This window comes from Campylobacter sp. BCW_6465, from assembly GCF_001762815.1.
Classification (GTDB): domain Bacteria; phylum Campylobacterota; class Campylobacteria; order Campylobacterales; family Campylobacteraceae; genus Campylobacter_D; species Campylobacter_D jejuni.
Genome location: NZ_MJXN01000070.1, coordinates 89,769 through 104,710, shown reverse-complemented (window position 1 = coordinate 104,710; position 14,942 = coordinate 89,769). Strand labels below are relative to the sequence as shown.

The window sequence follows — 14,942 nt, the reverse complement described above, 5'->3', positions numbered from 1 at the left end:
TTTGGATAGCTGTAAGTGGAGAGAGATATTTTGATACGATGAAATAAAGGAGGATGACGCTAAATACTACTACAATAATGACAACAATAGCTTGAATAAATGCAGCTTTATGAATAGGTCCGTTTATAATATCAGCACTTTCAGTAATACAAGCTGTATAAGCAAGAACTTTAGTACAAGTTCCAAGTCTTTCTTTTCCATCAAGTTTATAAGTAAAAAAATTATTATCTCCATTAGCCTTATATGCATTTAAAACAGGAGAATGATCAATAGATGGATTTAATAATTCTTTATTGGTTGCAGCAAATATTTTATTTTTTTGATCAAATAAAAAAGTATTTCCAGGAGTTTTTGCAACTAAATTTTGTAAATTCTCTGATGGTATATCAACACCTAGCACTCCTATGATTTTACCATCTTTATAAATAGCTTTAGAATATGTTATTACATATTGTTTTAAATTTGTATCTAAATATGCTGGCGTAACAAAAATATCATTTGTTTTTAAAGCTTCTTTATACCAATCTTTTGTCTTTATATCTAAATCATCACGCAACTCAGGCATTTTTATGTCATTGGATCTTTGACTGAGTAGAACTTTTCCATTTGTTAAACCTAAATAAATATTTAATGCGTTTATGCTATGACGATAGTGTTTTAATATAGGACCGACATTGTTAATAATATTTTCTTCAGTATTTAAAGATTGATAAGGTAAACTTGTGATATCTTTTTCTAAGTTTTTAGTAAAAAATTGGTTTGTAGAACGGAAATTTTCAACTACAGATTGCGTGGCTTGAAGCAAGTCCATTTGATTTTTAAGAGTGGTTTCATGTAATGAGGTTTTTGTGAAATAAAAACTTACAATACCTAGAACAATTAAGGCAAAAATTGCAATTAAATTTGCAATGAGAGAAAGTTTGATTTTTATACTATTCATTTTTTTCCTTTTTTTGTATTTATTTTTAAATTTAAAATTAAATCTAGTATTATTTTATCAAAAAATATAAAATAAACTTTTATTGTAAATAATTATTTAAAAGAAGAAAATTATGGCTTATACTATAAAAGAAGTAAAAAAAGAAACAAAAATTAGTGCTCATACTTTAAGATTTTGGGTTAAAAAGGGTTTGTTTCCTTTTGTTCAAAAAGATGAAAATAGTGTGAAATATTTTTCAAAAAGCGATATAGAATAGGCAAAATGGATAGAATGGCTTAGAATTTCAGGTATGCCAATAGAACAAATCAAACATTATATAAAACTTTGCTCTTTGGGTATAAAAACTGCCAAAGAAAGACAAGAGATGTTAAAGCAAACAAAGAAAAAATTACAAAACCAGATCAAAACATTATAAAGAAAGTGAAAAAGTTTTAAGCAAAAAGATAAAAATTTATGAAGAAATGCTTGCAAATGAAGTCGATAGGTTTAATCCAGAAAGTAAGAACTATCAACCTTGTGATAAATTGCATAAGTTTAAGGGTTGATTTTATATTAAGGGCAAATTTGGGTAATAATATTTTCATTTTTTTTAATAGCATTTTTAAGCTCTAAATTTTTGATATTTTCAAAAAGATCTAAATGCAGTTTTAAAAGCTTATCATTAATCCCATAATACGCCCAAGTTCCTTGACGCCTTACATGCAAAAAACCCGCATCTTTTAAAATTTTTAAATGTCTTGAAAGTCTTGATTGACCCATGTTTAAAAGTTCTTGTAGATCACAAACACAAAGTTCTTTGTATTTTAAAAGATGATACAAAATCAAAACCCTACTTTCATCATTGATCGCTGAAACAATGGTTAAAAATTTTTGCATTTTATTTCCTTAAATTGAATTAATAAAAATTCCAAAAGATATAGCTACGCCTAAAATAATCATAACAAATAAAAATAAAAATTTCATTTTAAACATTTGTTTAAGTAAAATAAGCTCAGGTAAAGAACATCCAGCACCAGCGATTAAAAAACTCATAATCACTCCTTGAGAAATTCCCATTTGTAAAAGTGCTAAGCCTATAGGAATAATAGTTTCTACTCTTAAATAAAGGAAAATTCCTAAAAAGGCAGCTAATATAATGCTTAAAATTTCATTGCCATTTAAAAATTTCTTGAGGAATAAAACCATGAATAAAAGCACCAATAAAAATTGCCATAACGATATAAGATAATAATTTTTTATAATTTTTCAAACTTTCTTTGAATAATTCTTTATAGTTTATCGTTATATTTTTAGACTTATCTTGAGTATTTGCACAGCATGATTTTTGTTTAAAGACAAGATTGCTAGAATTGTGAGTGGTTTGGGTAAAAATACTTGATTTTGTATTTTTAGGGATATGTTTTAAAAAACTCTCTTCCTTAAATTTAGAAAAAACAAAAGAAATAATAAATATCAAAAATATCAAAAAAACCACATAAGTCAAACTTAACTTTAAATCAAAAGCTACAAAAAGCATGGAAAAAATAATAGGATTAATAAGAGGCGAAGTAAAAAGATAAGCTAAAGCTACACTAAGTTTTACTTTCGCTTCTAAAAAAGCTCTTAAAAGCGGTATAGTAGAACAGGAACAAAATGGCGTTAAAGCACCTAAAAATATAGCTTTAAAATAACTTGAAATTTTATCACCAGCAAGTTGTTTTTTAAAAATTCCTTCGTATTTTTGATTGATAATAGAAACTAAAAAAGAAATAGTTATAAAAAGTACAGAAAGTTCAGTAAATAGATATAAAAACTCTTTGAAAGTATTTAAAAAAGACTGCATTTTTTATCCTTTTAAAAATATTTCCAAAAATATAACATGTATAAATTAATATATTAATATATATTGATATATTAATATATTTCTTAAACGATATTTTTATAGTTATTTCCCCAATCCTCAAGACTTTTTAAGATGGATTCTAAACTATTGCCTAAAGATGTAAGTGAGTATTCAACTCTTGGAGGAACTTCTGCGTAAACTTTGCGTTTGATCAGTTTTGCTTCTTCTAATTCTCGTAAATTTTGTGTAAGGACATTTTGAGAAATGTTTTGATTTTTTGTAGATGAAATGCTTTTTCTCAACTTTCCAAATCTTTTAGTCCCCTGTAACAAATCCCGAATAATTAAAATTTTCCATTTATTTCCTATCAAATTAAGCGTGGTTTCAATAGGGCAAAGAGAATGATATTTTTTCATTATAAATCCTTATTTTTTTAAAATTATAACATATTTTTTAAAAAATTTATCTTATTAAAATACTAAAATAATACAATACTCCTAAAATAGATACTATATTATAAAATAATATCTACTTGATTTTTAGCGGTAAATATATTTATAATTTCAAGATTACATTTTTTATGTAAAAATACTTAAAAAGGAGATATTATGAAAATAGCAATTTTATGTGCAAGCGGTAAAATAGGTAAAGAAATCAGCAAAGAAGCTTTAAAAAGAAATTTAGAGCCAGTATGTTTTGTACGCAATAGCTCTAAAATGAATGAATTTTTACCTCAAGCTAAAATAGTACAAAAAGATCTTTTTGAGCTTGATTCTAAAGATCTGATAGATTTTGATATTATTATCGATGCTTTTGGAGAATGGGAAAATTTAAGCTTACACAAAAAGCACATAGAATATTTGAGTAAAATTTTACAAGGAAGTAAGGCTAAATTATTTGTTGTAGGGGGTGCTGGAAGTTTATATATGGATGAGAATCATACTACAAGACTTATGGATATGCCTGATTTTCCTAAAGAGTATTTGGATATAGCTAAAGCAAGTGCGGAAGTATTGGAATTTTTACGCAATGAAAAAGGCTTTAAATGGATATATGTAAGCCCATCTGCTATTTTTTCACCAGATCTTCCAAAAACTAATCATTATAAAATCATAGGTGAAAAATTTGAAGTTAATGCCAACAATGAAAGTAAAATCAGCTACAGTGATTATGCTAGTGCTATGATAGACATAGTGCTTAATTCTTGCTATGAAAACACACGCATTGGGGTAATAAGCCTATAAATAAAGATTGCCTTATATTTTTAAGGCATCTTTTATTTCTTTTAAATACTTATTTTGAAGTTTTAGATTTTTCTAAAGATTTTATTTAAATAGATAAATATTTTTATTTTAAGTTATTGACTTAGACCTACTCTCATCTTTTATACTTTTAAAAATATTAATTGAAAGGATAAAATGAAAAATTTAAATAAAGCTTCAAATGCTCAAATTATTCTAGTATTTTGTTTAGGGGTATTTGGGATTTTGAGTACAGAACTAGGGATGATGGGTATAATTCCTATTGTTTCTCAAAATTTCAGCGTAAGTATTTCAGATGCGGGTTGGTGTGTGAGTATTTTTGCACTCGTGATAACTTTTTGCACCCCTATTGTCCCGCTACTTTGTGCAAATTTCAATCCTAAAAAACTTATGCTTATTTGTTTAGCTGTGTTTATCTTAAGCTCGTTAACTTCTGCTTTTGTGAGTGAATTTTGGCAATTGCTTATTTTAAGAGCTATTCCTGCTTTTTTTCATCCTATTTATATAGCTCTTGCTCTAAGTATGGTTACAAATTTAGTCGAAGATAAGAAAGAAATTCCAAAAGCTACAGCTAAGATTTTTGCAGCAGTTAGTGCTGGAATGGTTTTGCGTGTACCTATGACTAGTTATTTTGGTGGAAATTTTAGTTTTAAAATGGCAATGTTATTTTTTGTTCCTGATTTTAAAAAAGTAAATTCTGTAAAAATAAGCAAACAATTGCTTATCTTAAGATACCCGCTTTTATGGATTAGCATACTTTGTGTTATTTGTATAAATGCTGGAATTTGGGGTTTTTACTTTTATTTTTCTGATTTTTTGCATAGTGTAGGAAAGATGAATTTTACTTTAATTAGTATTGTATTGGCTATTTATGGTTTTTCAAATATTATAGGCAATTATATAGCCGGAAAGACCCTTGTTAAAAATGCAAATTTTACTTTGATTTTAACACCTTTAATCATAATAGGATTTTATATTTTACTTTTTAGTTTTTATAGTGAAATTATACTTATAATATTTGCCTTTATATTAGGAATTTTAGCAGGTGTGATGAATAACGGCACACATTTTATGATAAGTTATCCCTTTCCAAAGGCTGCTAATTTTAGCAACAGACTTTTTATAAGCGTGGCCAATATTAGGATTAAGCACCGGAACTGTTATTTGTGAACTTGTGATTTCTTTGAGCGATACGCGTTATATTATCGTAAATACTATTGTTTTGTTGATTTTAAGAATTATCATGATTTTTGTAAGAACTAGGATAGAAAAAATGAAATTAAGATTTTAAATTTTTACTTGACTTAGAGTAGCTCTCATGTTTTATAATACTAAAAAAGGAGATAAAATGCAAGAATTAGAAAAAATAGGAATTCATGGAAGTTTTAAAGGCGATAGTAAATTTTTTAGCAAAAATGTAAAAGTTTCTATGATGTTTAAATCAAATGAGTGGAGAAATTTTAGCGGGGCTTTGATTGAATTTGAAGCCAGTGCTAGAAGTGCATGGCATACTCATCCTCAAGGACAAACCTTAATCGTAACAGAGGGTGAAATCATCACAAAAGTTCCAGGGCAAAAAGCCTTTATAGCCAAAAAAGGCGATGTGATAAGCTGTCCTATAGGAGTAAAGCATTTTCATGGTGCAACTAATACAAGTAGTGGAGCACACATAGCACTTACAGGTGAGAAAGAAGGTAAAAATGTAGAATGGCTTGAGCTTGTAAGTGATGAAGAATATGAAAATGCCTTAAAAGAAGCAAGAGAGTAAAGAAATTTGTAAATAAAACACAAAAATTTTATAAAAACTTTTATGTTTTTGGAGTATCTTTAAATGCTCTTTTTTATAAACCTTAAAAACCACAAAGGATAAACCATGCAATTAAGACAAAAAGCAAGAGAATTTTTTAAAAACTCTTAGGAGGAGCAAAAAAGGATTAGCTTTTTGCAAGTGATAAAGAGTATTTTATCAATCACATAAATTTTACTTTTGGCGAGAGTTTTGTAAAAACAAATTTGGATACACAAAAATATTTTTTAATCACCCTTGCTTCTACTTTAGCGGTAGGTGGAAAAATAGAGTTTAAAGCTCTATTTCAAGGTGCAATCAAGAACGATATAAGTTCCATTGCCATCAAAGAAGTGATTTATCAAGCTACGCCTTATGTGTGTTTTGCTAGAGTATGTGATTTTTTAAGTCTTTGTAATAAAGTGTTTAAAAAACTAAATATCGCCTTAGTTTTAACTCCACAAGGCACTACTACACAAGAAAATCGCAAAATAAAAGGGAGGGAAATACAAAATACTATTTTTGGTGAAGCTAATATCACTAAAATGATAGAAACTACCCCAGAAGATAAAGCTTTTATAAATGATTTTTTGAGTGCGAATTGTTTTGGAGACTACTATACACGCACAGGATTTGATCTAAAAACTAGGGAGCTTTTAACCCTTGTATATCTTATCTCACTTGGCGGTCTAGATAATCAAGTAAAAGCCCATATACAAGGCAATCTTAATATGGGGCAAAGTAGAAAAGAGTTGCTAAATATCATTGCAGCTCTTATTCCTTATATCGGTTATCCAAGGGCTTTAAATGCTCTAAATTTGCTTGATGATATTAAAAAGTAGAATGCAAGCAATAAATATTTATTGTAAATTGAGCTTATAAGTTATTTGTAAATTAGTTTTATCAAAAAACTTGCAATCATTTTAGTATGCTTTTAAGCTCATTTAGATATTCTTGTTGTGTTTTTAGATTTTCTTCTAAAGAATTTAAAATCTCTTCACTAGTTCTTAGGATTTTTTCTTCTTTTACATTTGGATTTTTAGCACTTAAATCATAATTTCTTTCTTCAAGCTCTTTTTTGCTAACAAGCCAAGAATTAGCAGTGATTTTTCTTTCTTTGTAGCATTTTAGAAATTCTTTAAAATGTGCGTATTCTAAAGGCTTGTTTTTAGTAAGTTTATAAGGCGGTATAAGCTCGTAGTAATAAACTCCATCGCCTTCACAAATACATTTTTTACCTTTAGAGAAAAAAAGCACATTAGTCTTAACAGCACTATAAGGCAAAAATACCCCACTTGTCAAACTCAAAACGCATTCTAAATTAAAATCATCTAGTAAATCTTTTTTACACTCACAAAGGCATTTGAATTTTGAAAAAGCACACCTTCAGGCACGATGATCGCACATCTTCCGTTGTTTTTTAAAGATTTTAAAATGTGTTTAAAAACAAAAGTTCAGTAGCGTTTAATTTTATAGGAAAATTTTCTTGAATTTGTTCTTTTTCTTTACCTCCAAAAGGTGGATTTGCAAGTATTACTTCGTATTTTTCTTGTTCTGTTATATCTGTGATTTTTTTACTTAAAGTGTTTGTTTTTATGATATTTGGACTTGAAATTTCATGAAGTATCATATTCATAACGCCCATTGCGTAGCTAAGTGGAGTTTTTTCTTTACCAAAAAGAGCATCATTTTTTAAAAATTCAAGCTCTTCTACGCTTAAATTTGCTTTTTTGCCTTTGGTTCTGTCTTTATATAAAATATGTAAAAAACTCTCAACTAAAAATCCACAACTACCACAAGATGGATCATAAATTCTTTCTTTTGGTTTAGGATCTATTACTTCCACCATAGCCTTTATCAAAGGACGAGGGGTGTAAAATTCTCCACTATTTCCACCATCGCTACCCATATCTTTTAGAAGTTTTTCATAAACTTCACCTAAGGCAAATACTTCATCTTCTTTATTAAAACTAATCTCATCAATGATATTTATCACTTCTCTTAAAGTATGTCCATTTGCTATGCGGTTGTCTATAAACTCAAAAATTCCACCGATTTTATACTCTATACTTTTAAAATCATCATTATTTTTAAAATTTTTAAGATAAGGAAAAAGCTCTTTATTTACAAATTCAAGCAAATCTGATCCATTTAAAGCATTTTTTACATCAAGTTTGCCATCTTTTTTAGGCGCTGCCTAAATACTCCAGCTAAATTTTTCTTGCAAAATGCTTTTATAATCTTTGCCATCTAAAAACGCTAAATCTTTTAAATTTGTCTCATAATCATCTAAAAATTTTAAAAAAAGTATCCAGCTAATTTGCTCTGTATAGTGCATAGCACCGCTTATACCATCATCTCTTCTTAAAATATCTGTGATTTTATCTATTTTATTTTGCATTAAAAAATTCCTTTTTTGAAAAGTTTTAAAAGTTCTATATTAATATAATAATTATTTCTACCCATTTTAATACACTCTAATACCCCTAAATTTTCACAAATTTTAAGATATTTTGAAGCACTTTGTCTAGAAATATTTAATGTTTTTATTAAAAATTCTATCTTTGTATAAGGATGAGAAAACAAAAGTTCCACAAAATCTTTACTATAAAAATTCGTTTTATTTTGTAAAATTTCGCTTACATTTAGCATCATTTTTTCTATCTTAATAATAGTTTCAATAGTCTTTACAGCGGTTTGCTCTATGCCTTTAAGTATGTATTCTATCCATTCTAAAATATCCCCTTCATCACGCACTTTTTGCAAAAGCTTATAATACTCATCTTTATTTTTTACTATATAAGCACTAAGATATAAAATAGGAAAATCCAAAAGTCCTTTATATACTAAATAAAGTATATTTATAATCCTACCCGTTCTGCCATTGCCATCATAAAAAGGATGAATGCTTTCAAATTGATAATGTATAATTGCCATCTTTACCAAAAAATCAAATTCATCTAAACTATCATCGTTAATGTATAGTTCTAAATTTCCCATAAGTTCTTGTATATTATTAGGATTTTGGGGTGGTATGTGTTTGATTTCTCCTGTAATAGGATTTTTAAGCATAGTTCCACTTTGTTTTCTAAAACCTGCATTATTTCTTTCTAATCTTTTTTGAATTTCTAAAATATGTGCATTTCTTAATAACTGTTCTTTTTTTAATAACTCATATCCTTTTTTCAAAGCACTTTCATAATCTTTCACTTCTTTTGCTGCTCTTGTGAGTTTGTTTTCATCAACTCGTGATAAAAAAAGTTCATCATGTGTTGTGATGATATTTTCTATCTCACTCGAATCTTTTGCTTCTTGTAAAATCAAAGCATTGATTAAAATACTTGGATTTGGTATGCTTTTACTAAGTCCATTTAACTCTGCTAATTTTCTAGAAGCTTTAATGATAAGACTATAAATATTTGCATTTAATTCTATATTTAAAGGCAATTTTTGAGGTATAAATTCTTTCATAATTTTCCAATTATGTTAATTTTTTCTAAAAATTTTAACATTATAAAAAAATATGTTAAAAAAATCAAAAATTTTTAACATATCAAGCCAATGTGTTAAAATTTGGCAAATTTTTTAACATTATAATTCTCCCTTAAAAGCTTTATCAAGCAAGGATTGCTTAAGCTCTTCATAATCTTTTAGTTCTTTAGTGTAAAGCTCTTTTAAAGCCTTTGTCTTTTCAAAGATAAAATCTAAATGCTCTGCGATTTGCTCTTGCTCTTTGAGTGGGGGTAGGGGGATTTGTAGGGATTTAAATTTTGGTATAGTAAGTTGCGGAATACTAGAACCTTCACCTTTTGCTATAAAAAAATTCAAACAAAAATATAAATAATGTAAGCATAATATATTTTCACAAGAAATTAAAGAAATAAGCCTTACAATAGGAAAATAAGGTTCTTTTCTAATGCAAACAAAACCTATTGTTCCTCTAGCAGATATAGTTAAAGAAGGTTTTATAATGGTAGCTTTATCTGTATATCCAACTAAACCATTATTATTTACACCATTTGCATAAACAGGGATTTGATTTTTGGCAGTTTTACTTTCTGTGCAGTTTTTTGGCTTATCTCCACCCGCAGAAATATTTTCGCTAATCTCTTCTAAGCTTTTCCATTCCCAAGATTGTGGGAGTTTATAGTTTTCTTTAGCATTGTCTTTTAATGGATTGAAAGCTTTTTGCAAGGCGCTTTGCATTAACTCATCTAAATTTAGCAAATCTTGCTCTAAAATTTTAATACTCTTATCTATCTTTGCAAAACTCTCATCTAAAATTCCCACTATCCTTTCTTGCTCTTTGAGCGGCGGTAACGGAATTTCGATTTGTTTAAGAATTTTTACACTAGCTATATTTTTGATTGCTGAACCTAAGGTGGATTCTAAAATTTTCTCTTGCATTATTGGAGAATTAAAATAATAAATAAAATAGCTATTTAAGATTTTTATATTATTAAGCCTTATTTTTAAAAGTGCTTGATTTATAATCCCCATTTCTGTATCTTTGGGTAATTCTACTATTTTTCCCAAAGTTCCAGAACAGCTAATTAGTAGGTCGCCTTCTGTTGCCTTAAACGCTTCTAATTCTTGAAATTTTTCATGCGAAATAAAATATCTTTTCCAATGTGGATCATTGTTTATAGGATTATATTGTTCAAAAATTCTAATACCCTTTTCTATAAAAAAGCTTTTTTTTAAAGCACTTCCAAATGGCCCTCTTTTTATAGAGTATTTATCACTTGATAATATTTCACCAAGTGTTTCCATTTTCCAACCCTGCGGTAAATTTGTCATTATGTTATTTTGCATTGTTCAATTCTTGAAATTTAATCGCTAGTTTATCCATAAAGGTATATGAGCTTTCATAATTATTTTTTTCTGCTTCTTTATTTGCCTTTCGAGCATTTGTAATAGCTGTAATAAGATTTTGCTTTATAATATTTGTAAAATTATAATCCTTTTTATAATCTTTTATATATTTTTTTAAATCCTTATTAATTAATTCATTACAAGGGCTATTTGTACCAAATGGTTTTGTGGTGCATGTAAAATGCAAAAGTATCCAAAATTCAAAACAAGGATTTGAGATAATTGCTTCAAATTTAAAATTCTTATCTTCTTTTATATATTCTTTTATATATTTTTCACATTCTTTTTGTGCCTTTATGAAATTTGCGTGTGTATCTTTGTCAAATACACAATACACCTCATTATAATCAAATAGATCATTTTTCTTTTTGGCAAATTTAACCACTTGTAAAGGACTTGAGTTCTCGCTTGGAATAATATCTATTGTTATGTTATTCAATCTAAAAAAATTTTTTAATTGTTTTAGATAATTAATCTCTGTTTTTTCACCTTCGCATACTATAAGTATAGCTTCATATTCGTTTTTTCTTGTTTTTCTATCTCTTATTTTTGTTTTTCTTTTTTTGCGTAAATCATCAGTTCCCATTATCACTCCAAAATGATAATATTTCTTTAAAATAAGGCAAAGCTCCAAAACGCCCTAAAAGATAATCATTTTCTAAATTTGTTTTATCTTTTCTCACTTTAAAATCACTTAAAGGATAAAGTTTGGTTGCTTTATTTTGCTTTTCACAAAACCAAATTTGATCTCTTCTAAATACATCTTGATTTAAAATAGAAGTATCGTGAGTGGTAAAAATAAGTTGAGCATTTGATTTGTTTAAATCTTCATTATGAAAAAGATTTACTAAAAATTTTGTCATCAAAGGATGTAGGTGAGTATTTAGCTCATCAACTACAATAGTGTATCCTTGTTCTAAAGCTTCTACCCAAGGTCCAATCAATTTAAAAAATTTTTGCGTTCCTTGCGATTCTAACTCCAACATATCAAATAATATTTGTTTGCCTTGCTGATTTGTATGTATTGTTTTTATATCTGTTTTTTTTAATCTTGCACCTTTTTCTAAATCAGTTTGCATCATTTGTTTAATTTCTTGTGGAATATTTTCTTGCATTAAGTTTGTTTTATTTAATTCTGTTTCTTCAACAACAATATCTTCAATATCTAAATCAGCTCGTTTTAGATAAGATATAATTTTTTGTTTATCTTGTCGTAAAATATCAATCGTTACTTCTTGTCCATCATTCCAACTATCCGTACAAGTTACTCTAATATATTTTAGAAAAAAATCAAATACAGGTTTTAATTGCTCATTATTTAATTGAATAGCCACAGATAAAAACAAGGCATTATCTCTGGTGCTATTTTCCCATAGTTGTTTAGAACCTAGAAATTTAGCTCCAAAAGAATAATTATATTTTTCTTCTTTTTCATTGTAAATTCTTTCAAACCACTTTTGCGCTCTATTGCTTTCGCCAAAAACTAAAAGCCATTCTTCTAAAATTTTTTCAGAATTTAAAATAAAGCCATATTGATACTTTGTGTCATTTTGTATAAAAATAATTTCAAATTTTGTAGACTTATTATCTTCATTGCCTAATAAAAAAGGTATTATGGGTAATTTATCTCCTCTTTGCCCATTTGCACTTGAAATAACAATCTTTTTCATAATTGCTAAAGCTTTAATGATATTTGATTTCCCAGAAGCATTTGCTCCATAAAGTACACTGCTTTTTAATAATTTTAACTTTTTATCGTTATTGGTATGAGAAGTTAAAAAAGTATTATCACTACTTGCAACCATACTTAAAACTTGCTCATCTTGTATAGATAAAAAATTTTCCACTCTAAATTCTATTAACATTTTTCTTCCTAAAAATATATAAAATTCTATTTTAGATAATTATTTTAACAAAAAATCTCAAATTTAATCTTAAAAATATCATATAGCATAAATCTCTCTTTGTAAATCATCAAAACTTTGTTTTAGAATTTCTAAGCCACCAAATTCATCGGCCAATTCTCTTACATTGCCTAAAGAGCTAAGCTCTATAAGCGGTTTTAAGCCATCATCAAAGTCTTTTATGCCATATTCTTGATATCTATTTAGTAAAAATTCTATGAATTTTATGGCTTTTTCTTTTTGAAAGCGTTTTAAAAACTCACCATTTTCTACTTGTAAAACACGCTCTTGCCTTGTTTTTATCTCGGCATTAAAGCTTAAATGCGCTAAAACATCGTATATATCACAATCTTTTTGAAAAATTTCTCTTAGATCTTTTAAAGCATCTTCATCAACTCCATCATTTGCAAGGGCTTTTAAAAATCTTTCTCTATTTTTTTGATCACTCCAAATTTCACGCAATTTTGCTTCATCATCATAATACTCACCAAGCTTTCCTATCAAAAATTCCAAAAACTCCTTAGTGCTAAGTGGCTTACCTTGTGCTCCTACATAAGTAGTTGTGATATCTAAAACCTTAAGTTTTGTGCCTTTTAAGTGTATGGTTACGCTCTTTTTTTCTTTGCTTTCTTCTTTTGTTTGTTTTATATGTTCTTTAGTGATTTTTTCTTTTTCATCTTGCTCTTTTAATTCTTCTATTTTTTCACCATCCCATTTTGGATCATAAAAAAGCTTAGTCGCACCGACAAAATCAAGTATAGTAAAAAAGTCTTTGCCTTCATAAACCCTAGTGCCACGCCCGATAATTTGCTTAAATTCCACCATAGAACCTATATTTGCTAGCAATACTATATTTCGCACATTTTTTGCATCCACTCCAGTTGTGAGCATTTTAGAGCTAGTAAGTATGACAGGATAGCTTTTGTCATTATCTTGAAACAATTTTAGATAATCAAGCCCTATTTTACCTTCATCACTCGTAACTCTTACGCAATAATCATCTCTTTTAACGCTTTTATATTTATCTATAGCTCTTTTTACCTCGTTTGCATGAGCTTGATTTGCACAAAAAATTATAGTTTTATCCATGGGATTTATAAGCTCTAAAATTTTCTTAGCGATAAAGTCATTATAGTTTGGTAAAAAGATATTTCTTTCAAACTCACTTTGTTTATAAAAGCCTTTTTCAAGCTCACCTTGTATCAAATCATCAGGATTATAGGTATAACCATCACTCAAAGTTGTTTTTATGAGTTTGACTTTATAAGGGGTTAAAAATCCATCTTCAATACCACTTTTAAGACTATAATCATAAACACTCTCACCAAAATACTCATAAGTGTCTATGTTTTCTTCTTTTTTTGGAGTAGCGGTTAAACCAAGCTGAGTCGCATAAGAAAAATATTCAAGCACAGCTCTCCAGCTTCCTTCTTCGTTTGCTCCACCTCTGTGGCACTCATCTATGATGATAAGATCAAAAAAATCTTTTGGGTATTGAAGATAAAATTTGCTCTCTTGTTCTTCTTGGGTGTTTTCTTGTTCTTTTGAATTTGCGGCTAAGCTTTGATAAATTCCAAAGAAAACATTTGCATTTGTTATGATTTTTCCATCATTTTTCTTTATTTCTTCAGCACTAATTGCCTTGCAATCACTTTCTATAGGATTAAATTCTCCTAAGGCTTGATCTCTTAAGCTCACTCTATCGCATAAAAATAGTATTTTAGGCTTTTGATCTTTGTTTTCTTTATTCCATCTTGCCTCTAACAAACGATAGCACAAATTAAAAGCTATGGTTGTTTTTCCTGTGCCTGTAGCAAGAGTGAGTAAAATTCTATCTTTATTGTTTATAATAGCTTCTATGACTTTGTCTATGGCTATTTTTTGATAATACCTTAATTCTTTTTGCGGGATAAATAAGTCTTTTTGTGTAAGAAGTTTGTGTTGCCATTCTTTTAAATTCCCAAAAACACGCTCAAATAAAACTTGCGGACTAGTAAAATTTTGCACATACTCGCCCCTTGCATTTTGCATATCGTATTCATAAATCTTTTCTCCATTTGTGCAATACACAAAACGCACATCTAAATTTTTTGCATATTCTTGTGCTTGAGAAAGTCCATCAAGCGGGTCTTTGCTTAATTTCTTTGCTTCAATGATAGCTAGGTGTTTGTTTTGAAATTTAAGTAAATAATCAACGAATTTTCTTTGCCCTCTTTTGCCGCCTATGAGTTTTTTTCCTGCATTAAAATAGTATTCTCTTATTATGTTTTCTTCATTCCATAAAGCTAATTTTAATTTCTCATCTATAATTTTAACCCTTGTATCGTGCTCTGAAAAATTCATTTTTAACCCT

Annotated in this window: 10 protein-coding genes and 5 pseudogenes; 5 read left to right on the top strand and 10 right to left on the bottom strand. The window is 28.0% G+C overall.

The features are described from left to right. A partial coding sequence (locus tag AJ886_RS04455; RefSeq protein ID WP_186820432.1) for a cache domain-containing protein occupies positions 1-940 on the bottom strand: 940 nt, incomplete at its 3' end. A gap of 112 nt (positions 941-1,052) precedes the next feature. Here AJ886_RS04455 and AJ886_RS04450 point away from each other — a divergent pair. Then, positions 1,053-1,485, top strand: a pseudogene (locus tag AJ886_RS04450) (MerR family transcriptional regulator). Between the two features lie 7 nt (positions 1,486-1,492). Here AJ886_RS04450 and AJ886_RS04445 read toward each other — a convergent pair. From AJ886_RS04445 to rrpB, 3 genes and pseudogenes are all read right to left on the bottom strand, one after another. After that, the gene (locus AJ886_RS04445) at positions 1,493-1,816 is read right to left on the bottom strand and encodes an ArsR/SmtB family transcription factor (RefSeq protein ID WP_070276035.1); all 324 of its coding nucleotides are present in this window, start codon (positions 1,814-1,816) and stop codon (positions 1,493-1,495) included. 9 nt (positions 1,817-1,825) lie between these two features. Continuing rightward, a pseudogene (arsP, locus tag AJ886_RS04440) lies at positions 1,826-2,762 on the bottom strand (organoarsenical efflux permease ArsP). 83 nt (positions 2,763-2,845) lie between these two features. Continuing rightward, a complete protein-coding gene (rrpB, locus tag AJ886_RS04435) occupies positions 2,846-3,178 on the bottom strand; it encodes a MarR family transcription factor RrpB (protein ID WP_070243220.1) in 333 nt (110 codons plus the stop codon). A 192-nt stretch (positions 3,179-3,370) separates the two neighbouring features. Between rrpB and AJ886_RS04430 the strand changes: the two genes are divergently transcribed. The 4 genes and pseudogenes from AJ886_RS04430 (at position 3,371) to AJ886_RS10230 (ending at position 6,652) form a co-directional block, all read left to right on the top strand. Then, complete coding sequence (locus AJ886_RS04430) at positions 3,371-4,006, top strand: NAD(P)-dependent oxidoreductase (RefSeq protein ID WP_070243219.1); 636 nt, start codon at positions 3,371-3,373, stop codon at positions 4,004-4,006. Positions 4,007-4,180: 174 nt separating this feature from the next. Then, positions 4,181-5,315 (top strand): annotated as a pseudogene (locus AJ886_RS04425) (MFS transporter). A 57-nt stretch (positions 5,316-5,372) separates the two neighbouring features. Next, positions 5,373-5,792: a cupin domain-containing protein gene (locus AJ886_RS04420; RefSeq protein ID WP_070243218.1), complete on the top strand. Its 420-nt coding sequence runs from the start codon at positions 5,373-5,375 to the stop codon at positions 5,790-5,792. 105 nt (positions 5,793-5,897) lie between these two features. Beyond that, positions 5,898-6,652 (top strand): annotated as a pseudogene (locus AJ886_RS10230) (carboxymuconolactone decarboxylase family protein). A 76-nt stretch (positions 6,653-6,728) separates the two neighbouring features. Here AJ886_RS10230 and AJ886_RS04410 read toward each other — a convergent pair. From AJ886_RS04410 to hsdR, 6 genes and pseudogenes are all read right to left on the bottom strand, one after another. Further along, positions 6,729-8,211, bottom strand: a pseudogene (locus tag AJ886_RS04410) (N-6 DNA methylase). Further along, entirely contained in the window at positions 8,211-9,281 is a 1,071-nt protein-coding gene (locus AJ886_RS04405) for a Fic family protein (protein ID WP_070274642.1), read from the bottom strand. The pseudogene AJ886_RS04410 and the gene AJ886_RS04405 overlap by 1 nt, the downstream one beginning before the upstream one ends. Before the next feature lie 120 nt (positions 9,282-9,401). Then, a complete protein-coding gene (locus tag AJ886_RS04400; protein WP_186820743.1) occupies positions 9,402-10,625 on the bottom strand; it encodes a restriction endonuclease subunit S in 1,224 nt (407 codons plus the stop codon). Continuing rightward, positions 10,615-11,271 carry an RloB family protein gene (locus AJ886_RS04395; RefSeq protein ID WP_070287193.1) on the bottom strand — a complete coding sequence of 219 codons (657 nt, stop codon included), beginning with the start codon at positions 11,269-11,271 and terminating at the stop codon, positions 10,615-10,617. The genes AJ886_RS04400 and AJ886_RS04395 overlap by 11 nt, the downstream gene beginning before the upstream one ends. After that, on the bottom strand, positions 11,261-12,550 hold the full coding sequence (locus AJ886_RS04390; RefSeq protein ID WP_070287191.1) for an AAA family ATPase: 1,290 nt from the start codon (positions 12,548-12,550) through the stop codon (positions 11,261-11,263). The genes AJ886_RS04395 and AJ886_RS04390 overlap by 11 nt, the downstream gene beginning before the upstream one ends. Positions 12,551-12,628: 78 nt before the next feature. Beyond that, the gene (gene hsdR / locus AJ886_RS04385) at positions 12,629-14,932 is read right to left on the bottom strand and encodes an EcoAI/FtnUII family type I restriction enzme subunit R (protein ID WP_070287190.1); all 2,304 of its coding nucleotides are present in this window, start codon (positions 14,930-14,932) and stop codon (positions 12,629-12,631) included. Between the last annotated feature and the right edge of the window lie 10 nt (positions 14,933-14,942).

What these genes read in the sequence shown, in the direction of transcription:
- AJ886_RS04390 (WP_070287191.1), bottom strand. Translation starts at nt 12,550, where the DNA reads ATGTTAATAGAATTTAGAGTGGAAAATTTTTTATCTATACAAGATGAG.
- AJ886_RS04420 (WP_070243218.1), top strand. Translation starts at nt 5,373, where the DNA reads ATGCAAGAATTAGAAAAAATAGGAATTCATGGAAGTTTTAAAGGCGAT.
- AJ886_RS04395 (WP_070287193.1), bottom strand. Translation starts at nt 11,271, where the DNA reads ATGGGAACTGATGATTTACGCAAAAAAAGAAAAACAAAAATAAGAGAT.
- AJ886_RS04430 (WP_070243219.1), top strand. Translation starts at nt 3,371, where the DNA reads ATGAAAATAGCAATTTTATGTGCAAGCGGTAAAATAGGTAAAGAAATC.
- AJ886_RS04400 (WP_186820743.1), bottom strand. Translation starts at nt 10,625, where the DNA reads ATGCAAAATAACATAATGACAAATTTACCGCAGGGTTGGAAAATGGAA.
- AJ886_RS04405 (WP_070274642.1), bottom strand. Translation starts at nt 9,281, where the DNA reads ATGAAAGAATTTATACCTCAAAAATTGCCTTTAAATATAGAATTAAAT.
- rrpB (WP_070243220.1), bottom strand. Translation starts at nt 3,178, where the DNA reads ATGAAAAAATATCATTCTCTTTGCCCTATTGAAACCACGCTTAATTTG.
- hsdR (WP_070287190.1), bottom strand. Translation starts at nt 14,932, where the DNA reads ATGAATTTTTCAGAGCACGATACAAGGGTTAAAATTATAGATGAGAAA.
- AJ886_RS04445 (WP_070276035.1), bottom strand. Translation starts at nt 1,816, where the DNA reads ATGCAAAAATTTTTAACCATTGTTTCAGCGATCAATGATGAAAGTAGG.